Annotated in this window: 25 protein-coding genes; 15 read left to right on the forward strand and 10 right to left on the reverse strand. The window is 53.7% G+C overall.

Features of this window, described 5'->3' with window-relative positions:
• Positions 1-16: 16 nt before the first annotated feature.
• Positions 17-1,363 carry an omega-aminotransferase AptA gene (gene aptA / locus AC8GE9_RS12840; RefSeq protein ID WP_506677538.1) on the reverse strand — a complete coding sequence of 449 codons (1,347 nt, stop codon included), beginning with the start codon at positions 1,361-1,363 and terminating at the stop codon, positions 17-19.
• A gap of 147 nt (positions 1,364-1,510) precedes the next feature.
• On the opposite strand from aptA, the gene AC8GE9_RS12845 reads away from it, so the two are divergent.
• Positions 1,511-2,923 carry an aminotransferase-like domain-containing protein gene (locus AC8GE9_RS12845; protein WP_506677539.1) on the forward strand — a complete coding sequence of 471 codons (1,413 nt, stop codon included), beginning with the start codon at positions 1,511-1,513 and terminating at the stop codon, positions 2,921-2,923.
• Between the two features lie 12 nt (positions 2,924-2,935).
• Here the strand turns inward: AC8GE9_RS12845 and AC8GE9_RS12850 are convergent, their stop codons facing one another.
• Positions 2,936-3,403: an Lrp/AsnC ligand binding domain-containing protein gene (locus AC8GE9_RS12850; protein WP_506677540.1), complete on the reverse strand. Its 468-nt coding sequence runs from the start codon at positions 3,401-3,403 to the stop codon at positions 2,936-2,938.
• A gap of 96 nt (positions 3,404-3,499) precedes the next feature.
• On the opposite strand from AC8GE9_RS12850, the gene AC8GE9_RS12855 reads away from it, so the two are divergent.
• The 4 genes from AC8GE9_RS12855 to AC8GE9_RS12870 all read left to right on the forward strand — a co-directional run bounded on the left by AC8GE9_RS12855 (position 3,500) and on the right by AC8GE9_RS12870 (position 7,320).
• Entirely contained in the window at positions 3,500-4,420 is a 921-nt protein-coding gene (locus tag AC8GE9_RS12855; RefSeq protein ID WP_506677541.1) for an SMP-30/gluconolactonase/LRE family protein, read from the forward strand.
• A 116-nt stretch (positions 4,421-4,536) separates the two neighbouring features.
• Complete coding sequence (locus AC8GE9_RS12860) at positions 4,537-5,559, forward strand: YVTN family beta-propeller repeat protein (RefSeq protein WP_506677542.1); 1,023 nt, start codon at positions 4,537-4,539, stop codon at positions 5,557-5,559.
• Positions 5,543-6,349 carry a polysaccharide deacetylase family protein gene (locus tag AC8GE9_RS12865; protein ID WP_506677543.1) on the forward strand — a complete coding sequence of 269 codons (807 nt, stop codon included), beginning with the start codon at positions 5,543-5,545 and terminating at the stop codon, positions 6,347-6,349. Before AC8GE9_RS12860 ends, AC8GE9_RS12865 begins: the two co-directional genes overlap by 17 nt.
• Positions 6,349-7,320 (forward strand): sterol desaturase family protein, encoded by a 972-nt coding sequence (locus AC8GE9_RS12870; RefSeq protein WP_506677544.1) that lies wholly within the window; start codon positions 6,349-6,351, stop codon positions 7,318-7,320. The genes AC8GE9_RS12865 and AC8GE9_RS12870 overlap by 1 nt, the downstream gene beginning before the upstream one ends.
• 77 nt (positions 7,321-7,397) lie before the next feature.
• Here the strand turns inward: AC8GE9_RS12870 and tcuB are convergent, their stop codons facing one another.
• Both tcuB and tcuA read right to left on the reverse strand, forming a co-directional pair.
• A complete protein-coding gene (gene tcuB / locus AC8GE9_RS12875; RefSeq protein WP_506677545.1) occupies positions 7,398-8,585 on the reverse strand; it encodes a tricarballylate utilization 4Fe-4S protein TcuB in 1,188 nt (395 codons plus the stop codon).
• The gene (gene tcuA, locus AC8GE9_RS12880; protein WP_506677546.1) at positions 8,572-9,987 is read right to left on the reverse strand and encodes an FAD-dependent tricarballylate dehydrogenase TcuA; all 1,416 of its coding nucleotides are present in this window, start codon (positions 9,985-9,987) and stop codon (positions 8,572-8,574) included. Before tcuA ends, tcuB begins: the two co-directional genes overlap by 14 nt.
• A 61-nt stretch (positions 9,988-10,048) precedes the next feature.
• Here tcuA and AC8GE9_RS12885 point away from each other — a divergent pair, with 61 nt between their 5' ends.
• Positions 10,049-10,339 (forward strand): hypothetical protein, encoded by a 291-nt coding sequence (locus tag AC8GE9_RS12885; protein ID WP_506677547.1) that lies wholly within the window; start codon positions 10,049-10,051, stop codon positions 10,337-10,339.
• Between the two features lie 224 nt (positions 10,340-10,563).
• Complete coding sequence (locus AC8GE9_RS12890) at positions 10,564-11,283, forward strand: YggS family pyridoxal phosphate-dependent enzyme (protein WP_506677548.1); 720 nt, start codon at positions 10,564-10,566, stop codon at positions 11,281-11,283.
• A 17-nt stretch (positions 11,284-11,300) separates the two neighbouring features.
• Here AC8GE9_RS12890 and azu read toward each other — a convergent pair whose 3' ends face one another.
• Together azu and dprA are read right to left on the reverse strand one after the other, a co-directional pair.
• Positions 11,301-11,849 carry an azurin gene (gene azu, locus AC8GE9_RS12895; RefSeq protein WP_506677549.1) on the reverse strand — a complete coding sequence of 183 codons (549 nt, stop codon included), beginning with the start codon at positions 11,847-11,849 and terminating at the stop codon, positions 11,301-11,303.
• Positions 11,779-12,930, reverse strand: coding sequence for a DNA-processing protein DprA (dprA, locus tag AC8GE9_RS12900; protein ID WP_506677550.1), 1,152 nt, complete (start codon positions 12,928-12,930; stop codon positions 11,779-11,781). The genes azu and dprA overlap by 71 nt, the downstream gene beginning before the upstream one ends.
• Positions 12,931-13,070: 140 nt before the next feature.
• On the opposite strand from dprA, the gene def reads away from it, so the two are divergent.
• Both def and AC8GE9_RS12910 read left to right on the forward strand, forming a co-directional pair.
• Entirely contained in the window at positions 13,071-13,583 is a 513-nt protein-coding gene (gene def, locus AC8GE9_RS12905) for a peptide deformylase (protein ID WP_506677551.1), read from the forward strand.
• 7 nt (positions 13,584-13,590) lie between these two features.
• Positions 13,591-13,860, forward strand: coding sequence for a SemiSWEET transporter (locus AC8GE9_RS12910; RefSeq protein ID WP_506677552.1), 270 nt, complete (start codon positions 13,591-13,593; stop codon positions 13,858-13,860).
• Here the strand turns inward: AC8GE9_RS12910 and fmt are convergent.
• Positions 13,823-14,794 carry a methionyl-tRNA formyltransferase gene (fmt, locus tag AC8GE9_RS12915; RefSeq protein WP_506677553.1) on the reverse strand — a complete coding sequence of 324 codons (972 nt, stop codon included), beginning with the start codon at positions 14,792-14,794 and terminating at the stop codon, positions 13,823-13,825. The two genes, AC8GE9_RS12910 and fmt, sit on opposite strands and share 38 nt — an antisense overlap.
• Before the next feature lie 4 nt (positions 14,795-14,798).
• Positions 14,799-16,121: a 30S ribosomal protein S12 methylthiotransferase RimO gene (rimO, locus tag AC8GE9_RS12920; protein WP_506677554.1), complete on the reverse strand. Its 1,323-nt coding sequence runs from the start codon at positions 16,119-16,121 to the stop codon at positions 14,799-14,801.
• A 136-nt stretch (positions 16,122-16,257) separates the two neighbouring features.
• On the opposite strand from rimO, the gene rsmB reads away from it, so the two are divergent.
• The 4 genes from rsmB to AC8GE9_RS12940 are packed head-to-tail and all read left to right on the forward strand — an operon-like array spanning position 16,258 to position 21,211.
• Positions 16,258-17,586: a 16S rRNA (cytosine(967)-C(5))-methyltransferase RsmB gene (gene rsmB / locus AC8GE9_RS12925; protein ID WP_506677555.1), complete on the forward strand. Its 1,329-nt coding sequence runs from the start codon at positions 16,258-16,260 to the stop codon at positions 17,584-17,586.
• A 12-nt stretch (positions 17,587-17,598) separates the two neighbouring features.
• Entirely contained in the window at positions 17,599-18,195 is a 597-nt protein-coding gene (locus AC8GE9_RS12930; RefSeq protein WP_506677556.1) for a DUF4390 domain-containing protein, read from the forward strand.
• Positions 18,192-20,504 carry a sensor histidine kinase gene (locus AC8GE9_RS12935; protein ID WP_506677557.1) on the forward strand — a complete coding sequence of 771 codons (2,313 nt, stop codon included), beginning with the start codon at positions 18,192-18,194 and terminating at the stop codon, positions 20,502-20,504. The genes AC8GE9_RS12930 and AC8GE9_RS12935 overlap by 4 nt, the downstream gene beginning before the upstream one ends.
• A gap of 17 nt (positions 20,505-20,521) precedes the next feature.
• Positions 20,522-21,211 (forward strand): response regulator, encoded by a 690-nt coding sequence (locus tag AC8GE9_RS12940; protein ID WP_506677558.1) that lies wholly within the window; start codon positions 20,522-20,524, stop codon positions 21,209-21,211.
• Here AC8GE9_RS12940 and AC8GE9_RS12945 read toward each other — a convergent pair.
• Positions 21,208-22,197, reverse strand: coding sequence for an XdhC family protein (locus AC8GE9_RS12945; protein ID WP_506677559.1), 990 nt, complete (start codon positions 22,195-22,197; stop codon positions 21,208-21,210). The genes AC8GE9_RS12940 and AC8GE9_RS12945 overlap by 4 nt on opposite strands.
• 96 nt (positions 22,198-22,293) lie before the next feature.
• Between AC8GE9_RS12945 and AC8GE9_RS12950 the strand changes: the two genes are divergently transcribed.
• On the forward strand, positions 22,294-23,112 hold the full coding sequence (locus AC8GE9_RS12950) for a sulfite exporter TauE/SafE family protein (RefSeq protein WP_506677809.1): 819 nt from the start codon (positions 22,294-22,296) through the stop codon (positions 23,110-23,112).
• On the opposite strand, the gene AC8GE9_RS12955 is transcribed toward AC8GE9_RS12950, so the two are convergent.
• Positions 23,098-24,030 carry a methyltransferase domain-containing protein gene (locus AC8GE9_RS12955; RefSeq protein ID WP_506677560.1) on the reverse strand — a complete coding sequence of 311 codons (933 nt, stop codon included), beginning with the start codon at positions 24,028-24,030 and terminating at the stop codon, positions 23,098-23,100. The genes AC8GE9_RS12950 and AC8GE9_RS12955 overlap by 15 nt on opposite strands.
• A gap of 49 nt (positions 24,031-24,079) precedes the next feature.
• On the opposite strand from AC8GE9_RS12955, the gene AC8GE9_RS12960 reads away from it, so the two are divergent.
• Complete coding sequence (locus AC8GE9_RS12960) at positions 24,080-24,820, forward strand: ComF family protein (RefSeq protein ID WP_506677561.1); 741 nt, start codon at positions 24,080-24,082, stop codon at positions 24,818-24,820.
• Position 24,821 lies beyond the last annotated feature (1 nt).

Below are 24,821 nucleotides of genomic sequence, written 5' to 3' on the forward strand. Positions count from 1 at the left end.
CTTGCGACCGCCTGCGTTAAGCGGTTTCGTGCAATGCTTTCTTGACGGTCGAGAAGATCTCTTCGATCTGACCTTCGCTGACGATCAGTGGTGGCGAGAAGGCCATGATGTCGCCTGTGAAGCGCGCTAACACACCTTTTTCCATACACTTGAGGAATACGTCGTAAGCACGTGCGCCCGGTGCACCATCACGCGACTCCAACTCAACTGCGCCCATCAGGCCGAGGTTGCGAATGTCTTTGACGAAAGGCTCGCCGCGCAGCGCGTGGATTTCTTTTTCGAACTTCGGTGCGAGTGCCAAAGAGCGATCGAACAGTTTTTCACGACGGTAAATTTCCTGGGTCGCCAAACACGCTGCAGCGGCAGCGGGGTGGGCAGAATACGTATAGCCGTGGAAAAACTCAATCGCTGCGCCAGGACCGCCGTTGACGATTGCGTCGTGTACGTGACGGCTGGCTGCAATGCCAGACATTGGGATGGCGGCGTTGTTCATTGCCTTGGCCATCGTAATAATGTCAGGTGTCACGCCAAGCAGTTCGCTGGCGGTGGCTTTGCCTAAACGACCGAAACCGGTGATAACCTCATCAAAAATCAACAGAATGCCGTGCTTGGTGCAAATCTCACGCAAGCGCTGCAGGTAACCCTGCGGAGGCACTAAGACGCCCGTCGAGCCAGCGACAGGTTCAACGATCACGGCTGCGATGGTTGAAGGATCGTGCAAGGCACACAAACGCTCGAGGTCGTCGGCAAGGTGCGCGCCCCAAGCGGGTTGGCCCTTGCTGTAAGCCATCTCGGCCAGATTGTGTGTGTGCGAAATGTGATCAACGCCTGGGATCAGTGCACCCGAATAGGCTTTGCGGTTGGCCAAAATGCCGCCAACGGAAATGCCGCCAAAACCCACGCCGCTATAGCCACGTTCGCGACCAATCAGACGCGTGCGTTGTCCTTCTCCGCGGGAGCGGTGATAGGCCAGTGCCATTTTCAGAGCGGTATCTACAGCCTCAGAGCCGGAGTTTGCAAAGAAGATGCGATCGAGTCCCGCAGGCATGACAGCTGCGATCGCTTTCGCGGCTTCGAACGCGATAGGGTGTCCCATCTGGAAGGGAGGTGCATAGTCCAGTTCCATCATCTGCTTGTGCACGGCTTCGATGATTTCTTCGCGGCAGTGGCCAGCGTTGACGCACCAGAGGCCCGAGCTTGCGTCGAGTACTTTCTTGTCATCGACGGTCGTGAAATACATGCCTTTGGCACTTTTCAGAATACGGGGGGTTGCCTTGAACTGTTTGTTGGCAGTAAAGGGCATCCAGAAATTTTCCATGTCCACTTCTTTGGACAGGCTGACGTTTTCGGTAATGGTGTTCATGGAAATCTCCAGTTAACAAGCGAATATCTCACTGTAACGGTTCTGCAGAAATAATTACCAGTACAGTTGAAGCAATTTATGGCAAACTGTATTGAATTTCGGGTGTATCCGCCCATAACTGTACTGGTTTATGACCAAAAGACCGCCATGGCTAACACTTTTTCTCTCACGCTTGACCGTCAGTCCTCCCGGACGCTGGTGGAGCAGATTGTGGAGTCGGTCAACCTAGCGATTGAGCGGCGAACCCTCAGGGTAGGCGATGCCTTGCCCTCTGTGCGCATACTGGCCGTCACGCATGCTTTAAGCGCCTTTACGGTAGCTGAGGCCTATCAAAGGTTGGTTACGGCAGGACGCCTCAGTGCCCGACGCGGTTCGGCCTATCGTGTGGCGGATGCGCGTGCGGCATCGCCAACGGTGTCCCCCATCTGGTCCGCACCGAGTCTAAACGCGGCATGGCTGCTATCGGATGTATTTGCCGATCATTCTGTTCCCACCAAGGCGGGTTGTGGCTGGATACCCGGCGAGTGGATTAATGAAAGTGGTTTGCAGCACGCATTGCGAGCGCTCAGCCGTATACCGGGTCCGCGCTTTGGCGGGTATGGTCACCCGTTTGGCATGGCCTCATTACGCGAACAAATCGCGACGGCGCTCAGACGCTTCTCTGTTCCGGTGGAAGCCTCAAATATTTTGTTGACGCAGGGGGCGACGCAAGCACTTGATCTTGTGGTGCGTTCGCTGTTGCGGCCTGGCGATACCGTGATTGTCGAAGACCCGTGTTATTGCAATCTATTGCAGATTTTGCAGCTAGCAGGGCTCAAGGTCATTGGCGTGGCGCGGACGGCCGAAGGCCATGATTTTGCTCAACTCGAGCGCATATTGAAAGAATCTAGGCCTAAAGCGATTTTTATTAATACGGTGCTGCAAAATCCTTCTGGGTCTTCTTTGTCCACGGTAAGTGCCCAGCGTTTATTGGAGATGGCGACGCGGGACGGCTTGTGGATCATCGAGGACGATATCTATCGAGAGCTTGCGCCACCCGAGGCGCCTTGCCTAGCCGCGATGGAGGGCTTGAGTCGTGTCATTTATATCTCCGGCTTTTCTAAAACGATCACGCCCACTTTGCGTGTTGGTTATGTCGCGGCCCATGCCGAGGTATTAGCCGATCTTGCGCGTACCAAGATGGCCGTTGGCCTGACATCATCAGAGGTCACGGAGCGTATCGTGTCGAATGTGTTGAGTGAGGGGCATTACGCGCGTCATGTCGATTTTTTAAAAGATAAACTACGCGTTGCCCATACCCATGTGGTTGAGAGCATGCAGTCTTTGGGCATGGAAATTTTCGAACAGCCTAGCGCAGGGCTATTCCTTTGGGCGCGGCTGCCCATCGATGCCGAGCAAAGCGCACATGTTGCGACACGTGCGCTTGAGCGGGGAATTTGGCTTGCGCCAGGTTCTTATTTTCACCCGAACGATCGTCGCTCAAACTGGTTCCGCTTTAATGTCGCCACCTCCGACAATGAGGTACTGTGGAATTTTGTCCGCACACTTGAGCGGGTCTAAAGAAACGCGGGCCTAGCGATCAACCGCTAAGTAAAGTGTTTCCTTGATTTCTTCCATGACGACGTAGCTGCGGGATTCGGCGGAGCCTGGTAGGCGTTTAAGAATCTCACCAAGCAGCTGTCGGTATTTGTTCATTTCGGGCAGTCGGGCTTTGATCAGATAATCAAAATCTCCGGAAACCAAGTGACACTCCATCACCTCCGGCACATAGCTCAGTTCCTTTTTGACTTTTTCAAAGACATCGTCGGACTTTGCCGAGAGTTTGATTTCAAGGAAAACGAGTAGATTTTTGCCGAGTGCCGCTGGATTGACCCGAGCGTAATAGCCCATGATGACCCCTTCGCGCTCGAGCCTACGTACGCGTTCAGAGCAGGGCGTGGCGGACAGGTTGATGCGCTCGGCGAGATCAGTCATGGAAATGCGACCGTCGCGTTGTAAAACATCTAGAATTTTGAGGTCGATACGATCAAGCTCGCGCATAGTGCCTCCTAAAGACATCTATTTTAGTGTTTTCCGCTGGAAAGCTGTCAGAATTAAGCGTTACATCCAAATTTTATCGCCCTAGAGGTCAAGCCCATGTTTTTTAAAAATGCCCCAGAGTTCAAAACGGCCGAAGTGTTTACAGAGATGCCCGCACAGTTTCGACGGACAGGTGTGCGCTCGGAGTGGGCGGATGTCAATCGCGCAGGCGTCGCGATGGATTCATTCCTTGAGGGGCCCGTGTTTGATGCAGCGGGTAATCTCTACGTCACGGATATTATTTTTGGTCGGGTGTTTAGTATTGACGCGAAAGGAACATGGACACAGATTGTCGAATACGACGGTGAGCCCAATGGAATGAAATTTTTATCCGAGACCGAGTTGCTGATCACGGATTACAAAAATGGCTTGATGAGGCTGAATGTCCAAACCGGGCAGATGACCCAACATCTGACACGTCGCAATACCGAGGGCTTTAAAGGTCTCAACGACCTGACCTTCGATGCGCAGGGCAATCTGTACTTTACCGATCAAGGTCAGACGGGGATGCATGATCCGACCGGCCGCGTCTATCGTTTGCGCCCTTCCGGTCAGTTAGATCTTTTGCTGAGCAATGTACCGAGCCCGAATGGTCTGGTCTTGTCCCTCGATGAGCGCGTCCTCTATGTCGGGGTCACGCGGGGAAATTGTGTCTGGCGGGTACCACTGATGCCGGACGGGGGCGTTGCCAAAGTCGGGCAGTTTTTTACTTCATACGGTCCCAGCGGCCCGGATGGCTTGGCCATGGATGCCGCGGGAAACTTGGTGATTGCCAATCCTGGCCTTGGCTACGTTTGGCTCATTAATCCCCGAGGCGAGCCGATCGCGGTCTGGTCGAGCCCTAAATCTTCAGCCGTGACGAACATCGCGTTCGGCGGTGCAGATCGACAAAGTTTGTTTTGCACCGAATCAGAATCAGCTTCGATCTTGACCATGCGGATGCCTTATCCGGGTGCAAAGGTGCAGCAGCCCGGATAGCCTTGTTATTAATGGGTTTGTTTTAAAAATGATGACGGGTTTTAGTGGTCTGTATGCGAAAATACACGCTATACATATTGACTGCTTTTATCCCCTTTTTTAGGCACTGGCCATCCATGAATCATGTTTCTTTTACACGCCGTCGTTTGATTGTCGGTGTTCTTGCTACGTCGACCGTTTTTGGTCATTCATGGACGGCTTTTGCAAATCCGAATGCTAATGCACCGATCTTGGTACTTAATTCGCTGAACGCGAATGTCAGCGTGATTGATCCCGTTACATGGACGGAGATCAAGCGTGTTCCCGTTGGAAAGGAGCCGCATCACCTCTACCTGACCCCGGATGAAAAATCCGTCATGGTGGCAAACGCTGAGGGTGACTCGATCACCTTTATGGATCCTAAAACGGCCAAAATTCAGCATACGATGACGGGTATTGTGGATCCCTACCATTTACGTTTTTCACCCGATATGAAGTGGTTTGTAACCGCTGCAAACCGTCTCGATCATATCGATATTTACACTTGGGAAAACAAGGCGGGTGAGTTCAAACTCAATCTGGTCAAACGTATCTCCGCGAGTAAAACCCCCAGCCATATCGCGATCGATAGCAAAAGCAAAATTGCCTTTATCACTTTGCAGGATAGCAACGAGTTAACGGCGATCGAGCTTGCGACTCAAAAACGACTCTGGACCATCAAGGTCGGCAAGATTCCCGCCGACTTGTATTTAACCCCCGACGATAAAACCTTGTTGATTGGTTTGACGGGTGAGGCCGGGGTCGAGGCTTACGATGTGTCGAATGGTAAGGCGGTACTTAAACAACGCATTCCGACAGGCAAGGGTGCGCACGCCTTTCGCTCGCAGGGTGACAAGCAACACGTATTTGTGAGTAATCGCACTGAAAACACGATCAGTCGTATCGATTGGAAAACGTTGAAGGTGGTCGATACATATCGGACACCGGCCGGCCCGGATTGCATGGAGATGATGGCGGATGGCAAGACGCTCTTGGTGACAGCCAGATGGGCGAGTCGTTTGGCGGTGATCGATATTGAGAAAAAAGCGGTCGTCAGACAAATTCCGGTTGGCAAATCACCACATGGCGTGTGGACGTTGAATCATGCGAGTCGTGATTAAGCGTCCACTGCTTGTTTGTTGCGCGTCATTCCTGTTGACGGTCACGTCGTTTGCTTCCCCGCCTTCTGTATGTCATCAACCTCTGTATCTCACCTTTGATACGGGTCACATGGAAATCGCACCGTTTGTTGCAGAGGTATTGCAGCGGCAACAGGTGCGCGCGACATTTTTCTTGGCCAACGAACGTACGCGCACAGGCGGCGGGAGTTTGGACGAAGTGTGGGCGCCTTGGTGGAAAAAGCTCAGTGAGCAGGGGCATGTGTTTGCTTCACATACCTTTGACCATGTGTATTGGCGGGCGGACTTGCCGGATGGCACTTTCAGGGTGAGGGCGAGTGCCGGGCCCCTCGAAGGTAAAACCCAAACCTGGACGGCGCAGGACTATTGTCGAGAGCTCAAGCGTCCTGTCGAGCGGTTCAAGGAGATGACGGGACAAGACATGTTGCCACTCTTTCGCGCGGCGGGAGGACGCACTTCTCCGGCCTTGCTCAAGGCGGCGTCAGAATGTGGATTTACACATGTTGGCTGGTCTCCAGCAGGGTTTTTAGGGGACGAACTTTCTAGTGAACAGTATCCTAACAAGTTGTTGCTCGACCAAGCGCTGCGCAATATTCGGAGTGGTGATATTTTGTTGGCGCATCTCGGAATCTGGTCACGTAAAGATCCTTGGGCTCCAGCGGTACTCGAGCCGCTTATTCAAGGCTTGAAAGAAAAAGGATTTTGTTTTGCGACGCTTGATACGCATCCCTCCTACCAATCTGTATCCAAATTACCTGGGCTCAAGCAATAATGATCAAGACTGCCGAAGACCTGTTTGACTCCGCCCATCAATGGCTGTTTGAAATGATCGTTCAGCCGATATTTTTTCATATGGGTTTGAGTGCTTTTATCGAAGATGCTTTTGATGGCTCGATGTGGTTGCTCATCGGTGTCTTGCAGGTGATATTGATTGCGGTTGTATTTGGCAGCATCCAACGCTGGCGACCCGCGGAACCGATGGTCGATAAACAGCAGATCAGAATCGATATTTTGTATACGCTGATCCACCGTCTAGGTTTGTTTCGCTTAGTTTTATTTTTTTCGATTGGACCGGTTTGGGATTTTTTGTTCGGTCAGGCAAGCTTGCATGGCATTTCAACATTCCATGTGGATCAAATTTGGCCCGGTGTGACCGATATCGCTTGGGTTAGCCTGATTATTTATATTTTGATCTTTGATCTGGTGGATTATTTTTACCATCGAGCTCAACATCGTTATGCGTGGTTTTGGAGCTTGCATGCTGTTCATCATAGTCAGCGACAAATGACGATGTGGAGCGACAACCGTAATCATCTATTGGATAGTTTTTTACGCAGTTCAGTTTTCGTACTGGTTGCCAAAGTGATCGGCGTACCACCTGGCCAATTCGTATTGATCGTCGTGTTGACGCAACTGATTGAAAGTTACTCTCACGCAAATATCCGAATGTCTTTTGGAAAAATTGGTGAGCGCTTGCTTGTCAGCCCAAAGTTTCATCGTTATCACCACTCGATCGAATACAACGAATCTACTGCGGGACCTGCTCGAGGCCACAACTTTGCTGTGCTGTTTCCAATTTGGGATATTTTGTTTGGTACCGCGCAATACAAAACAGGCTATGCGAAAACCGGGATCCATGATCAAGAACCCGAAGGCGGAAACCGAGACTATGGGAGAAGTTTTCTCTCTCAGCAATGGCTAGGTTTGCGGCGTATGTTTGGCTCTAAGACCGCAGGATTTTGAACCGTTAGACTGTAAAAAAACCGCTGCGTGAATTTTAATCATGCAGCGGATTTTTATTAAACAGGTAAAAATTTAAATCATTCAGAACCTGCTGAGACTTTGTTTGGCATCCGCTTTTCAATCGAATTTTTAAGAAGCGCAGCGCAACGGTAGAAACCGTGCGCGAATTTGCCGTAAGGCATGGTGAGGAATAAGGCCATGACCACGCCGAGGTGGATGGCGAGTAGTAGTGCCATCGCGCTTGTGTCGCGCCAGACCAACAGGGCGAGTCCCGTCAGGCTTGTCCAAAATAGCAGAGCGATAAAGCCACGGTCCATCGGTTGTTGCGCTTTGTCGCCATGAAGCGGTGATCGTCTTTTGTTGAGGTAAAACAATCCCGCGGGACCAATCAACAGGCCAATACCACCGACGGTGCCGAGTATCACGGGCAGGCTGGTATAGCCGTAGGGCGCTTCCCAACCCAAAATGTAGTGATAGAGCGTGGCGACCGACGTTGCGGCAAAACACAACATGAAACCGTAAAAGGTAAAGTGGTGATAGATGCGACGACGCAACGTGAATTTGTCGTCTTCATCGTTGCAGCCTTCACCATGGCCACCATCGAGATACTTGAGCTTGAGCGCATAATGTGCCGCTTCGCCAACAGCGACCCCACTCACTTGCCCTGGCGTGATTTCACGCCAAAAGCGAACTACGCCTATCAGCAGTGCCAGAATAGAAAATCCAAACACCGATCCGAACAGAACCACGAGTGTGTTGTGTGGAAATACAGCATAGAAGTTGCCGGCAAGAGGCTCGTGCCAAAGTGTGCCCTGAGAAATCAGCGCTAAAACCAAGAACAAGGCTAGACCAAATGCGGTCGCCATCGAGACAGTCAAACCGTTGCGCTTATAGAGAGCTCCCATCGCAGAGGGCCACGCAAAGTCCATGTAGGTTTCCATACGGACCTTGGCCATCGCTTGAGGAACGTTGACCATGAATTCATGGGGAGGCGCGTATTGACAGGCGTGTAAACAGGCACCGCAGTTATGACAGAGGTTCGCCAGATAGTTCAAATCCGCTTTGTTGTCGAAATTGAGGCGACGCGTCATTGCCGGGAAAACCGCGCAAAAACCTTCGCAATAACGGCAAGCGTTGCAGATCTGCATCTGACGCGCAACTTCGGCTTCGTTTTCAGTAATGCCTTTGTTGTGCCAAGTGACCGAATGCTCTGAGGCACCCGCTAAGTTTTGTGCTTCGCGGGTCAGTGAATCAAGCGATTGCATGCTGTGGTGCTCCTTCTTTCATTTTTTTTGCTGCCAAGGCCGCCTGTGTCCCGGCAATTCGGCCAAAGGCCGTACCGATCGACATACCAACGCCTGCTGTATAGCCCTTACCGAGCACGTTGCCCGCATTAATTTCACCGGCAGCAAACATATTTGGACTGGCGTTGCCACCAAAGAACACGCTGGCTTTTTCGTCAGTCGTGAGTCCGAAGTATGTAAAGGTCACCCCAGGGCGTACGGCATATCCATAAAATGGTCCCGTATCAAGCGGGCGTGCCCAGTGCGTTTTTTCCGGAGTAATGTTTTCTGTATAGCAGTCATCCTGAATCGTATGGTCAAAGGTCCCGACTTTGCAGGCTGCATTAAAGCCTTTGACCGTTGCCATAAAGGTATCAACGTCAAGACCGAGCTTGCTCGCCAATTCTGGCAGTGTGTCGGCTTTGACGCCATCAAAAACGGGCGGCATAAAGCGACCAACAGATTTTGCATCAATAATTGAGTATGCGATTTGTCCGGGTTGTAAGGCAACCAGACGACCCCAAAGCGCGTAACGCTTGGGCCAGAAGTCTTCGCCTTCATCATAAAAGCGCTTTGCCTCGCGATTGACGACGATACCCAGCGAGACGCAGTCAATACGCGTACAGATGCCACCGTCATAAAGGGGCGAACGCGCATCAATCGCCACGCAATGCGCTTGTGTCGGATCACCCATGGTGTCTGCACCTTCGCGCATCATGACTTTGATGACCACACCCATGTTGTAGCGGGTGCCGCGAATCAAAAAGTTATCAGCAGGCCATTCGCCGTTTTCATTTTGGCCCCAAGCCTCACGAAGCCATTTGCGATCGGACTCGAAACCTCCGCAACCCAGCACAACAGCGTGACCTTCGTAGCGTTTGTCACCCACACGTGCAGCGATAAACTTGCCGTCTTTAATTTCAAGGTCATCGACGGGTGAGTCATACAAAATATCGATACCGAGATTTTCTGCGCTGCGGTAGTAGGCATTAATCAGCGCTTTGCCTCCACCCATAAAAAACGCATTGGTGCGCGCGACGTGCAGGGTGCCAGACAAGGAAGGCTGAAAGCGTACGCCGTGCTTTTCCATCCAGGGACGACAAGTGGAGGACTCACGGATGACCATGCGGGCGAGTTTCTCGTTGGTAATACCGCCGGTCACCTTAAGTAAATCTTGCCAGTATTCTTCTTCAGGATAGGCGTCGACCAGAACGCCTTGAGGGGCATCGTGCATACAGCGCAGATTGCGTGTGTGCTGGGAATTACCTCCGCGCCACTCTTTGGGCGATGCTTCAAGAATCAATACGCTTGCGCCAGCTTCTCGTGCCATTAAGGCGCTGCATAGGGCGGCATTGCCACCCCCCACTACGACTACGTCCCACATGTTTTTGCCTCACAATGTTTTTTCACATTGTAGGGGAATGTAAATATGTCGTGCAGGTGGGGTGATGGGTTTTTGGGGTATTCGGGCATCCGCGGTCTGGAGCGGTCTGTCCACGGGGGAGAGAGAGGCGGACGGGTGGGCGACGCCCACTTCCCTCACCACATCAGCTGCTGGCGAATCAGCTCCGAACTCGGCCCTAGCGGGCCTCAGACAGGCGGAGCTGATTTGTCGCCAACAGCTGACGTGGTTCGGCCTGTCCTTGACGCTCTTTCCCCCGTGGACAGACCGCTCCAAGCTGCATGGACTGAAAGGGCTAAAGGTGGCAGGCGCATCAGGACGAGCCTCAAAATAGGGATCACAGACACAAAATCGACTCCGCATGTTTGAGGCCCGCCAGGGCCGAGTTCGGAGTCGATGTGTCTGTGATCCCTATTTTGAGGGAAGTGGGCAACGCCCACCCGTCCGCAGTGCCAGCCACCTTTAGCCCTTTCGGTCCATGTATGAATCGACCGATGCCTCAATACCAATGGCGTAACATAATAGATTCAAGTCCCACCACACAGAAAATCCAAACGAATGAACGCAGACCTGACCACCATCGCTATGTCCGAACGCATCGCCAGCATCAAGGCTCGCATGGCTGAAGCCTGTCTACGCGTTGGCCGTACTCCAGATGAGGTCACGCTGCTCCCTGTCAGTAAAACCTTTGACGACCAAGCGATCAGACGCGCAGTCAGCCTGGGTTACAAACGCTTCGGTGAAAATCGCACACAAGAAATCGCTCAAAAAACGCCTCTGCTAGCGGATTGCGATATCCAGTGGGTAGTAATCGGTCAGCTGCAAACGAATAAAGCCAAAGAAGTAGCTCGCCTAGCCCATGAGTTGCAATCTTTGGATCGAATGGAGTTGGCTGAGGCATTGGACCGTCGACTTCAGCTTGAGGGGCGATCGATTGATGTGTTGGTTCAGGTCAAAACCTCACCAGAGGAAACCAAGGCCGGTCTCGACCCGGTTGAGCTGATCCCATTTTTGAAAAAGCTGAGTGGTTTTCAAACGCTGCGTGTGCGTGGTCTGATGACCATGGCGATTTTGTCCGAAGACCAAGCCGCTGTGCGTCGCTGCTTTGCTCAATTGCGTCAGTTACGGGATCAGGCTAAGCAAGAGGGAATTGCCGGTATCGAACTGGACCGTTTGTCGATGGGGATGAGTGGTGATTTTGAGCTTGCGATCGAGGAGGGCTCAACCGAGATCCGGGTGGGGTCCGCCATTTTCGGGGCACGAGATTACGCAGCGTAAGGCTTTACAGGTTTGATTTACTTTAAAACAATTTCACCGCGCATGACCGGAGAATGCCCGGCAAATGTGCAAACAAAACCATAGCGTTCGCCTCGAACTAGCTTTGCCGTGTCAAACGTCACGGACGATGACTCCCCACCCCCTATGACACCCGAGTGCGCGATCACGCGGATGTCTTTAGGGTCAACATAAGCTTTGTCCGCGCCTGCAAGCATGCCTGTGCGCGCGACCCCATCCAAGTCACTGAGCTTAGCCAAAACCCAGTTATGCCCCATCGCGAGTTTTGGGAGACGCCCAGTGTGCTTGAGCGTGACAGTAAAGGTTTTGCATGCCAGGGGAATCTCGATGTTGTTCGGATCGTAACGAATTGCATCATCGCTTTCAATCGTGGTGGCACAGTCTTGTGCGATAGCGAAACCTCCTGCGAGACTCAATAGCACCACGACTAAGGCGTGTCGAAATCGTTTGAACGTAGAAATATGAATGTGCATCGGGTCAGTCGCTTGTTTTGAATAGCCTGCGCGCTCGAACAATCCGACCATTGGGGCGGCGCTCGATATCGCCATTGAGTTCGAGTGTCAGAAGCTCGCACTGTAGGATGGCGGGCAACATATTTGTGCGCTGTTGCAGAATGTCTTCGCTAACCGGATCGTAGCCGATTGCGTCCCAAACAGGGGAGTGTGGCGCGGCTTTGCTCCAAGTGTCAGTGTTTACTGAAGGGGTAGGTAAGGTCTGCGGCACGCAAAATGCCTCGAGTTCGCTCAAGATATCAGTGGCGTTTTCGACTAGTTTTGCACCTTGTTGAATCAGTGCATGCGGGCCTCTTGAGAGGGGCGAATGAATCGAGCCAGGCATCGCAAAGACCTCCCGATCCATCTCGACGGCTAAGCGCGCGGTGAGCAATGAACCACTTTTAAGAGCGGCCTCTACAACCAGCACGCCATGCGAGAGTCCCGCGACAATCCGATTGCGGCGCGGAAAGTGATGGGGTCGCGCAGGCGTGCCGAGCGGGAATTCAGAAATGATCAAGCCGCCCGCGGTGAGGATGCGACGAACGAGCTCGACATGGTTACGTGGATACACCACATCGGCGCCCGTGCCGAGAACAGCGATGGTGCCTCCCGCTGCCAAGCCTGCTTGAAGGGCGCCTCGATGAGCGGCTGCATCGATGCCCTGCGCCAAACCACTGATAATGCACCAGCCTTGCCGAGCAAGCGCGCAGGCAAAGTCGCTGGCATGTTCCAGTCCATCTGCAGTCGCGTGGCGTGCGCCAACGATCGCCAAAGCGGGTTGTTCAAGCCTTGATAATGCGCCTTTGGCGAATAAAACAATCGGTGTATCGGCGATCTGTTTCAGTAGGGCAGGATAGTGTGTTTGATCTTGAGTCAAAATGAACTGATCGTCATGCTGAGCCCATTCCAAGGCCGAAGCGATCTGTTGCGTCACCGCCTCCCCCCTGGCCAAAAGCAAGGCCTCGCAGAGGGCTTTGGGGGCCCGTGCCGCGAGCTGTTGAGGCGTGCATCGCTCGATCTCCATAGGCGAGGAGAAGTGGCTGAGTAGACGTTGGCACAAAATCGGCCCAAGTCCGGGAGTCATGCTGAGGCGCAGCCAGGCGGTCAGCATTTCTGATGAGAGAGTGTGAGGCATGAACTAGTCTGCCACATCCCGTACGTTTAAAAAGGACAAAAGTGTCCCGAAAATACCCCCAAAACTGTGCGGAATGTATCGAATTTAGGGCTTAATTAATTTAAAATAAAAAACGGTTATGTAAATACGTGGTTTTCGCTATGGCTCTGCTTAACATTTTGAACTATCCCGACAAGCGCTTGCATACGGTTGCAAAACCTGTACGCGTGGTGGACGAGCGCATTCGCACACTCGTCGTGGATATGACGGAAACGATGTACGAAGCACCCGGCGTAGGCTTAGCTGCGACCCAAGTCGATGTGCATGAGCGCGTGGTGGTGATCGATGTCAGCGAAGATAAAAGTGATTTGCGGGTGTTGATTAACCCAGAGATCTTGCGCTACAGCGATGAAAAAAAGATCTACGAAGAGGGCTGCTTGTCGGTGCCCGGTGTCTATGATGAGGTTGATCGTCCGGCGAATATCCGCGTGCGCGCACTCAACTTGCAAGGTGAAACATACGAATTCGATGCCGACGGACTGTTGGCCGTCTGTGTCCAACACGAGATAGATCATTTGAATGGTAAAGTCTTTGTGCAGCACCTGTCCCTCTTGAAGCAAACACGCCTTAAAGCCAAGCTGCGTAAAGAGCAACGCGAACTGGAACGGGTATAGCCCCCACATGCATAGTGAAATCCTCGGCTATATCGCCGCATTTTTGACAACTGCTGCCTTTCTTCCTCAAACGATTAAAACAATTAAGTCTCGCGATACCGCATCGATTTCTTTAGCGATGTACGTCATGTTTACGACGGGCATTGTCTTGTGGCTGGGGTATGCAATTTTGATTGAATCAATGCCCATGATCATCGCCAACATCATTACTTTTGTTTTGTCAGCGACGATTTTGTTGCTCAAGCTGACCGAGAAGTCACCGACCACCCGGCGATAAATACCGAGACTGGCTGACGTTTACCACCAGGTCGCTGTAACGCTAACAAGCGCAGTATTCCTTGTCCTGTGGCGATATCAATGCCCTCGGCACCTACGTGTAATACACGTGCTACACCATCATTTTCCGGTGGGGCATTCGGTGCGTGGTGGGGTAATGCAATGGCATCCCAGACTTTGACCGGCTCGGCGATACCAGGTAGTTTGACCGTCGCGCCCGGTGCGGGGTTAAACGCCCGGATGCGACGCGCTAGCAACTCAGCGGGAGCCTGTAAATCTAAAGCCGCTTCGGCTTTATCGAGCTTGGAGGCATACGTCACGCCGGCCTCGGGTTGCGCCGTAGCCGCAAGTGCGTTGGACGATAACCCACGAAGCGCTTGCACAATTAAGCGTGCACCTTGCTCTGCAAGTTTGTCGTGTAGGCTGGACGCATTGTCTTGCGCTTCGATCTCTAAGGGCTCAACCAGCAACATCGCGCCAGTGTCGAGACCCTCGTCCATTTGCATGATGGTGATGCCCGTCTGACGATCGCCGGCCTCAATCGAACGTTGAATCGGGGCCGCACCTCGCCAGCGCGGTAGCAGACTCGCATGGATATTCAGGCAGCCGTAGCGAGGCGCTTGCAATACCCAAGACGGCAGAATTAAACCGTAGGCGGCAACCACCAATACATCAAGCTGCGCATCTAGCAGGGCGCGTTGCGCCGCCTGCGCATCCTCGGGATATTTGCCGTCTAGGCGCAGACTGCGCGGCTGGATAACGGGAATGTTGTGTTCGAGCGAGAGTTGCTTGACCGCGCTTGGGGTCAGCTTGAGTCCACGACCTGAGGGACGGTCTGGCTGCGTGAGCACGAGCGGCACCTCAAACCCTGCGTTCAACATGGCGTGTAAGGCGAGTTTTGAAAACTCAGGTGTTCCCGCAAAGCCTATACGCATCACATCAAGATCCAACCTTCTTTGCCCACAGGTCGTATTCGTCCGACTCCGTCACACGTGCTCGGATGAGATCGCCGGGCTTGAGAGGGGTATCGCTTTCAACGTAGACGCAGCCGTCGATTTCTGGGGCGTCGGCGCTTGAGCGACCTACAGCGCCATCTTCGTCGACCTCATCTATCAATACATCGATCTCTCGTCCAACGCGTTTGGCCAGCCGCTCGGTCGAGATGGCTTGCTGATGTGCCATAAAGCGATCCCAGCGTTCTTGTTTGACTTCTTCGGGCACTGCTCCGTCGAGCGCATTGGCAGGAGCGCCTTGAACGGGTGAATATTGAAAACAGCCCACGCGATCGAGCTGCGCTTCCGACATCCAATCCAGCAAGTACTGAAAATCGCTTTCCGTTTCGCCCGGAAAGCCGACGATAAAGGTCGAGCGCAGCGTAATGTCCGGACATTGCTCACGCCAGCGATGGATGCGGGCCATGGTTTTGTCCTCAAAAGCGGGACGCTTCATCGCTTTGAGAATGCGTGGGCTGGCATGCTGAAAAGGGATGTCCAAGTAGGGCAAGATCTTGCCCTCAGCCATCAAGGGAATAACTTCGTCGACATGCGGATAGGGATAGACATAGTGCAGACGCACCCAGATGCCGAGCTCAGACAAGGCAGAGCACAACTCGGTCATACGCGTTTTGACGGGCCGGCCATTCCAGAAGCCGCTGCGATACTTGACGTCAACGCCATAGGCGCTCGTGTCCTGGGAAATGACGAGTAACTCTTTGACGCCGGCTTTGGCGAGTCGTTGCGCTTCGTCGAGCACATCACCCACGGGCCGGCTGACCAAGTCGCCGCGCATCGAAGGGATAATGCAGAAGCTACAACGGTGATTACAGCCCTCGGATATTTTTAAGTAGGCGTAGTGGCGTGGGGTGAGTTTGATGCCTTGAGGGGGGACGAGATCAAGAAAGGGGTCATGCGAAGCATTGGGCGGGGCAGCCTCATGGACAGCGCGAACAACCTGTTCGTATTGCTGAGGGCCGGTCACGGCTAATACGCTTGGATGCACGGCGCGAATCACCGATTCTTCGACGCCCATGCAGCCCGTCACGATCACACGGCCATTTTCCGCAATGGCTTCGCCGATCGCATCGAGCGACTCGGCTTTGGCGCTGTCGATAAAACCACAGGTATTGACCACAACCACATCGGCATTGTTGTAGTCGGGCACAATCTGATAGCCCTCTGTCCGTAACTGTGTGAGGATGCGTTCTGAGTCCACTAGTGCTTTGGGACAACCGAGACTGACAAAACCGACTTTGGGCGAAGACATAGTGAATGGCCTGGCGAGTCGTAACCCGCGTTAAACAGTTTGTGATTTTACCTTGCACAGCGACTAAAACCGGCTTTGCGACAGATGTTGTGATGCGTCCGACAAACAGACCTCTCAAAGACCCTACAATTGAGGGATGAATCCAGTCACACCCGCCCTATCTCACTCTTTGCTGGCCGCGGCCAGCTCGGTCGCAGCCGTGGAGTCCGGTCAGTCCCTGACCGAAGCACTTGCCGACGTTCACCCAGATGTGCGACCTGCCGCACAAGCGCTTGCTTTTTACGCCATGCGTCACTGGGGAATGGCCAAAGCTTTGCGTCGCACACTCGTCGAACGTGAGCCGCCTAGCGCGACCATGTATGCCTTGATAGGTCTGAGCTTGCTACTTTTGGATGCCTCTATCCGTGCCCAAGAAGAAACGCCCGCCGAAGGCACGCCCATCTATGGCGCGCATACCTTGGTAGATCAGGCGGTTCAAGCCACACAATGGCATCGCTCGACCGCTTCGTTTAAAGGCTTGGCCAACGCAGTATTGCGTCGTTTTCAGCGCGAGCGCAGCGATATTTTGGCGAAAGTCTCCAACGATCTTGAAGCAAAGTGGAACCATCCGCGCTGGTGGATTGAGAGCTTGCAAAAGAACTATCCCCAGGACTGGGAGACGCTATTGCTAGCCGCGAACACGCATCCACCACTCACGTTGCGGGTGAATGTGCGGGCGACGACCTTGGAGGCCGTTCAACAGGTTTTTAACGACCAGGGTATCGAGGCGCAGGCCTTTGGTGATGCCGGTCTTGTCCTAAAGGTGCCGCGACCGATTACGTCACTGCCTGGCTATGCTCAGGGTTGGTGGTCTGTGCAAGATGCTGGCGCGCAACTGGCCGCCCCGATGCTCGACGTTAAAGACGGGATGCAGGTGCTGGACGCTTGCGCGGCCCCTGGCGGCAAGACAGCGCATCTGTTGGAATTGGCCAAGGTTGATTTAACCGCGCTAGATATCGATGCGGTCCGACTCGAGAGAGTGCATCAAAATCTTAAGCGCTTGGGTTTGATGCGTCGAGGCATTCGCCTAGTCGCTGAAAGTGCCATCAAAACCCATGTTTGGTGGGACGCAAAGCCCTTTGACGCCGTGTTAGCGGACTTGCCATGCACTGCTTCGGGCATTGTGCGTCGACACCCCGATATTCGGTGGTTGCGCCGCGCGCAAGACGTTGGGCAAACGGCCAAGTTAGCGAGAGAAATTTTGGATTCCCTCTGGAGTGTGGTCGCGCCCGGTGGCAAACTACTCATGGTGACCTGTTCGATTTTTCCGGAGGAGGGCGAAAAGCAGGCGCAGGCGTTTGCGGCCCGTCATGCTCAAGCCGAGAGGATGGCGGCTCCCGGCCAGTTGTTGCCGCACCTGCCAGACGCCGCGCATCCGGCAGGCTACGATGGATTCTTTTATGCGTTGTTTACTAGAAAGGTCTAAGTGTTAAAGATCATGACTGAACCTAAGGGCTGGACTTTTCTGAGGGGTGCGCTGCTTGCGCTCACCTTGATGAGTTGCGCCCTCGTTCAGAGTGCTGCGTTGGCGGGCGACGCACAGATTAAACAAATCGAGCCATTGATCGGCGAGGGTCATCTCACCATGGATTTGGACGTTGGGCTTAAACTGAGTCCGATCGTAATAGAGGCTGCTGAGCGCGGAGTCCCTCTTTATTTCACGCTAGACGTAAAAATTAAAGCACCGCGTTGGTGGTGGCTCGATAAGTCCATCGTTGAGACTTCGCTGACGCGACGCATGTCCTACAACACCTTGACCCAACAATGGCGAGTTGCGACGGGTGATTTGTTTTTGCCAGTGGCTTCTCTCCAGGACGCGTTGGCAGTGCTGGAAAAGGTCAAAGGTTGGCCGGTGGCGCCCTTGGATCGTTTCGAGCCCAATGTTCGGTATGAGGGCGAGGTGCGGATTAGACTCGATACGTCTCATTTGGCGAGACCATTGCAATTGGATGCACGCAATCGTGGAGCGTGGTCGTTGACGAGCCCCTGGAAGCCGTTTGATTTTTCCGTACTCAAGGTAGGGGCTACGAAATGAATCCCCTCATGCGACTTGTCTCAGGTGTGGGCATTGCGAGTGCGATAGTTTTATTCGTGTTGTTGGCGTGGTCGACAGGCAATGCTTCGCTTTTGGCGCAATACCAGGCTTTATTGCTATGGTTGAACGGTGGGTTAGCCCTTACCTTGTTTGTGTGGGTCGTGTGGCTCACGCTTAGTTTGGCGAAACAATTTGCAATTGGAAAGTTTGGTTCTCGGTTGACTGCGCGTTTCGCTTTGGCGTTTGCCCTCATTGGGGTCTTGCCTGGCGCGCTCATCTACACGGTATCTTTGCAATTTATGTCGAGGTCGATTGAGTCTTGGTTCAATGTTCGTGTGGACACCGCTCTTGAATCAGGTTTGACACTAGGTCGTGCCGCCCTTGATTCTCAGTTGGCTCAGCTCGATGCACGCGCTCGATCGATGACGCCTGATTTAAGCAATACGCCGGACCCTGACATAGCTGCGGTATTGACGCGTCTGCGAGAGGCGAATGGCGCGATCGACGCGATGGTATTTACGACAAGCGGTCGCTTAATCGCGTTTGCCACCGACAATATTGGCACGCTTTTGCCGCCTTTACCGCCAGCGGCAGTCCTGAATCAGTTGCGAACCGCGCGAGGTTATTCGGCGGCTGATTCGGATGACCCAACGGCAAACTTGGGTGATGCAGGATTGTTGTTGCGCGTGATCGTACCCGTGGGGTCCCCTGAGCGCGCTGAGAAAACGCTAGGTGTGACGTCGGAGTCACGTTGGCTGCAGTTGCTACAACCGGTGTCAGATAAGATCGCTCAAAACGCGCGCGAGGTACAGAAAGGATACCTTGACTATCAAGAGCTAGCGCTCTCGCGTCAAAGCTTGCGCAATCTTTTCGCGGTGACGCTGACCTTGGCGCTCCTCTTGACGGTATTTGCTGCCATCGCCGTCGCTTTATATCTATCCAAAAAACTTGTGAAGCCCTTGCTAACACTTGCCTCCGGCACCCAAGCGGTGAGTATTGGAGACTTTCGGCCTTTGCCTGAACCTCCGAGCAACGATGAGGTGGGTCAACTGACCCGGTCCTTCAATGATATGACGCGCCAGCTCGAAGAGGCGCGCCGAATGGTTGAGTCCAATCGCGCTCAGCTCGAACGTTCAAACGTTTATCTGGAAAGTGTGTTGTCGAATTTGTCGGCCGGGGTGCTCGTTTTTGATCAGCAGTTTCGTTTGACGACGTTTAACCAAGGTGCGCAGGCGATTTTGAGTGTTGATTTACGCGCAGCACCTGGCCGACCGTTGGAAACGATTGATGGCATGATCGATTTTGCAGGCATGATTCGTCAGGCGTTTTCGCAGCATGCTGCAGTGGGCTCTGAGCGAACCCATTGGCAGGAGCAGGTTGAGCTCAAACTCCCTGATTTAAGTGATGACACGAAGTTTTATACACTGACACTTCTGGCTCGAGGCACGCAGTTGCTTGTCGATGGCCGCGATAACGGCTACATGGTGGTCTTTGACGATATCACTGAGGTCATGTCTGCCAACCGAAGCGTAGCGTGGGGCGAGGTCGCGCGACGTTTGGCGCACGAGATCAAAAATCCGCTAACACCGATTCAGCTATCAGCCGAGCGTTTGGCCATGAAACTAGCCCACAAACTCGAGCCTCAGGATGCAGCGTTACTCGAAAGAGCCACTAATACGATCGTGAACCAGGTGAGTTCACTCAAGCATATGGTCGACGACTTTAAGGAATATGCGCGTAAGCCCGCTATATTAATGGTGCCGGTTGATTTTAATGCGCTAGTTGATGAGGTCCTTGGACTTTATGGATGGGATCCAATCGATGGTATGGTAAGGGATGAGCGGCATGCTTGGCATCTTGAGGTTTCGCTTGATCCTGCTTTGCCACCCGTTTTGGGCGATCCCACGCAGTTGCGCCAAGTGGTTCATAATCTCTTGGCGAATGCGCGCGATGCCTTGGTGGATAAGCCAGAAGGGGGCGTGATCGAGGTTGCGACCAAGTTGATTCAGGCGGGAAGTCGGGAAAATACCGAACATCCTGACCTGCCCGCGCTTAGATTTACAGTCTCTGATAATGGTTCTGGATTTGGATCACAAGTTTTGCAACGCGCTTTTGAGCCTTACGTGACAACTAAAGCGCAGGGTACGGGTCTCGGTTTGGCGATTGTTCGAAAGATCATCGATGAGCATCAGGGTCGTATTGATTTGTCCAACCGGCGCGAGGGTGGTGCCAAAGTTTCGATTTTGTTGACGCAGTTGGCGCAATCGCTGGACGCGCCGCTGCAAGGCAACGATAATGCTTACGTGTAAGGGGTGGTGAAAGATTTATGGCCAGAATTTTGGTTGTCGACGATGAGGTTGGGATTCGTGAGTTGCTCTCCGAAATCCTGTACGACGAAGGTCACACGATTGAGCTTGCGGAAAATGCGGCTCAGGCGCGTGCTGCACGTTTGCGTGGGCGTCCCGATCTGGTTTTGCTTGATATTTGGATGCCCGATACGGATGGCGTAACGCTACTCAAGGAGTGGGGCTCTCAGGGTCTGCTCGATATGCCCGTGATCATGATGAGTGGCCATGCCACCATCGACACGGCAGTCGAGGCCACGCGCATCGGTGCGATTGATTTTCTGGAAAAGCCGATCACTTTGCAGCGTTTGCTCAAAACAATCTCTGCGGGTCTTGCGCGTGGTCGTTTGCCAGTTGCCAAGTCAGCAAACGGCACCTTTGTGTCAGTCGCGCCACCGAGCAGTGCCGCGCCCCAGATCTCTGAGCCGGTCTCTCAGGCGGGAAACGTAGCGGCTGTCGAACCCGTCGATCAAAGTTTGCTGGGTGACATCACGCTTGATCAACCCTTGCGGGAAGCGCGCGATGCGTTTGAGCGCGTGTATTTTGAATATCATTTGGCGCGCGAAAACAATAGCATGACGCGTGTCTCAGAAAAGACAGGTCTTGAACGTACACACCTTTATCGCAAGCTCAAGCAACTCGGCATTGAGTCTCGCAAGCGCAGCAGCTAAGCGTTCGTCGAGGCGGGTGGCTGACTGAGGCCTCCGACACGTGCGTCTTCGAGTGTGCGCCTGACTTGCACTAATTGGGCGCCGACCGCGACGGCAATTTCAGCGGGTGTGCGGCTGCCGATTTGAAGACCAACGGGTCCATGTAGCTTGTCAACTTCCTGTTCAGAAAGATCAAAGCTCAGCAGGCGTTCGCGACGTTTGGCTTGATTGCGAACCGAACCCAGAGCACCGATATAAAAAGCGTTGGACTTCAAGGCTTCGAGCAAGGCCATGTCGTCGAGCTTTGGGTCATGGGTGATGGCGACGATGGCGGTGCGAGAGTCTGTTTGAATCTCCAGCACGGCATCATCAGGCATGCCTGGCTGCAGCGTCACGCCCTGCATGTCCCAGCCGGCGGTGAATTCCTCGCGTGGATCGCAAATAATGACTTGAAATTCGAGCATCGTGGCGATCTGGGCCAGAGCCCGAGCGGTTTGGTTTGCACCGATAATCAGAAGTCGCCAGTGTGGACCATAGATGAAATGGCAGCCGTCTTCTTTAACTTCAGTCAGTTGGCCTGGCCGAGCGTTGGTCAACGTGGAGATGCCGGTGGACATATCTAACCAGCGACCGATGAGTTGTTGCGTTTCGGTGGTGGCGACCACCTGCTCGAGCCAGTCGCTGTGGATCAGAGGCTCGATCACCAAGCGCAGAGTGCCACCGCAGGGCAGGCCAAAGCGGGCCGCTTCGTCCTGTGACACACCATAACGCGCCCACTCGGGCTTGGTGGGGAGTCTCCCTTCTTGGGCTCTAGCGATCAGATCGTCCTCGATACAGCCGCCTGAAACAGAGCCAATGACGCGTCCGTCTTTACGCACAGCCAGCATCGCACCCGCCTGTCGCGGGGCCGAGCCCCACGTCTTGACGACAGTTGCCAGATGCACCGTATGACCGGTGGACACCCATTCGCGGGCTTGTTTCAATACTTCGGTATCAAGAGAGTCCATGCAGCATTCTTTCAGAAAAGGAGTCGAGGCGGGCAAGGGTTGTATCCAGTCAGTATACTGATCGACTTTACCAGCGTCGAGATCGAGTTCAACCTCATGGATCCATTATTTATCTTAGCCCTTGCCATTCTAGGCTGTGTGACCGGCTTTGCCGCCGGATTACTGGGCATTGGCGGTGGCATGCTGCTCGTCCCTTTTTTAACGCTTTTGCTGACTTGGCAAGGCTTGCCGCTTGAATTGATCGTTCATGCGGCGATCGCGACATCGATGGCTTCTATTTTATTTACTTCGGTGTCGAGTGTGCGCGCGCACAATAAAAGGGGGGCGGTGCGCTGGGATTTAGTCGCGGCCTTGACGCCCGGTATCGTAGTAGGCGGTTTGATTGCCGGCGGGGCTATTTTTTCTTTCCTTAAAACGGGCTGGTTGGCGCTCTTTTTTGCCGTCTTCGTGGGCTACTCAGCTTTTCAGATGTTGCGTGATAAAAAGCCCAAACCTTCACGTCACATGCCCGGTAAAGTCGGCACTGTAGGTGCGGGAGGTACGATTGGTTTCGTCTCTGGTTTAGTGGGTGCTGGCGGTGGGTTCATCTCTGTGCCCTTCATGCTCTGGTGCAATATTCCCTTGCATCAGGCTGTGGGCACATCGGCTGCGCTTGGTTTTCCGATCGCACTGGCCAATACGATCGGTTACGTCTGGTCTGGCTGGCACAAAGAAGGTTTGCCCTTTGAGATGTTCGGCTACATCTATTGGCCGGCTTTGATTATTTTGGCAATGTGCAGCGTGGTGCTGGCTCCTGTCGGCGCGCGTGCTGCCCACAACCTTCCTGTCAAAACACTCAAGCGTATTTTTGCTTACTTGTTATTTGGCTTGACGGCATACATGGCCTACAAAGCCTACGACTCATTTTTCGGCTGATTTTCGCTGAATCGCGCTCACGCTGATGCGCGTTTCCCCCGCCTGGCCGCGCCGCATTGCGCTGCGCCAGGCGTGACCATAAGCCACTTCGATGGTGAGATGGATACGGCCGTCAGGACGACGTTGTTCTTCTAGCGCATCCAGTAAACGCTGTCGCCATTGACGCGTCGTGAGCGACGCTTTACGTCCCAGAGCAGGATTGCCACCAAGATTTTTGACATCGTGCAAAAGCTTTTCCGGCGTGGCGTAGGTGAGCGTGAGTACTTCTTGATCCATGACCGGATCGGCAAAGCCTTTTTCAATCAGCAAGTCACCAAAATCGTGCATGTCCACAAAACTGGGCGTGCTGGTGTTGAGACCTGCAGTGCTCAACGCTTGACGAAGCTCTTGCATGCTCGCGGGACCAAAGCAGGAGAAAAACACTAAGCCATTTGGCCGAATAATGCGCCCCCATTCCTGAAGCACCTCGTGCGGGGCTGGGTGCCAGTGCAATGCTAGGTTGGACCAAACGAGATCGAGAGACTCGGGATCGAGACCTGTTTGCGCGAGATCCTGCTGGATCCAAGAGGTCGCTGGTGAATCTCCACGCAAACGTCCGACCCACGACCGCCAACCGTGCGGATAGATATTGTGTGCGGCTTGCTGTGCAAGCGTGAGCAAGCCTGCATTGTGATCCTGACCAATGAAGTGGGCATTAGGGTAGCGCGCGTACAAAAGTGGGATTTGAGCCCCGGCACCGCAACCTGCATCTAATAGTTGCGTGGGCTCTAAACGCACAAGCCTCAAGCGCTCGTCCATGCGGCGCGCGATTTCGCCATATAAAAACTGAGCCTCTTTGAGGTCGCCTCTGCGGTTGAATTGACGCAGGACGTGATCAACGTTCAAAGGGAGACGACTCAGTATGGATGTTGTTGTCATAGCAATAAAAAAAGGCGTGCGGTGCTGGTGCAGAATAAAGGCTTGAGGAATGAAAATGTACTCTATCCGAGAAAAAATCCGACAAATACTCCGCGCCCCATGTCCCTTATGTGGTTTAGCTGCCGTCGGCGGGGACCTTTGCCGCCCTTGCGAGAGCGAGGTCAGGTTCGAGTTCGATGCGCGTCGACATTGTCGCCGTTGTTTGTACCAAGCCCCCTGCGGCAGTTTGGGACCGCCGCACGCACTGAGTGCATTATGCGAAGCTTGTTGCCAACGGCCGGTGACGTATGCCCGTGCCATGGCAGGGATTCACTTTGCGGCGCCTGGCGATCAGCTGATGCGTCGCTTCAAGGCGCAGGGACGACTGACGGATGCGGGGCTGTTCGCCAGATTGCTGTGGCGTAATATGCAAATGGCATGCCCTGCCTTGCCGCCATTGACGGCTTTAGTTCCTATTCCGTCTAGTCGCGAGGCAATGTTGCGACGTGGCTTGAATCCCGCGGGTGAAATCGCGCGCGAGCTCGCGGGCTTAAGCGGCTTACCGTTACGGGGCGCATGGTTGCGCAGAACGCGCGAAGCTCACAGTCAAAAAAATCTGGATTGGCGTGCGCGCCAGGAGAGTGTGTGTGGACTGTACGAAGGGCGTATTCCAGTCAGTGGTGGCTGGTTAGGCTTGGTCGATGATGTGCTCACGACAGGGAGCACGCTGGAGGCGGCCTCTGCTGCGTTGTTGCGCGCTGGAGCTCAAGGCGTCATCGCCCTCGTTGCTGCGCGGACTCTGGCAAAATAGC

Origin of the sequence: Zwartia lucis (assembly GCF_965234455.1) — a bacterium.
Classification (GTDB): Bacteria; Pseudomonadota; Gammaproteobacteria; order Burkholderiales; family Burkholderiaceae_B; genus Zwartia; species Zwartia lucis.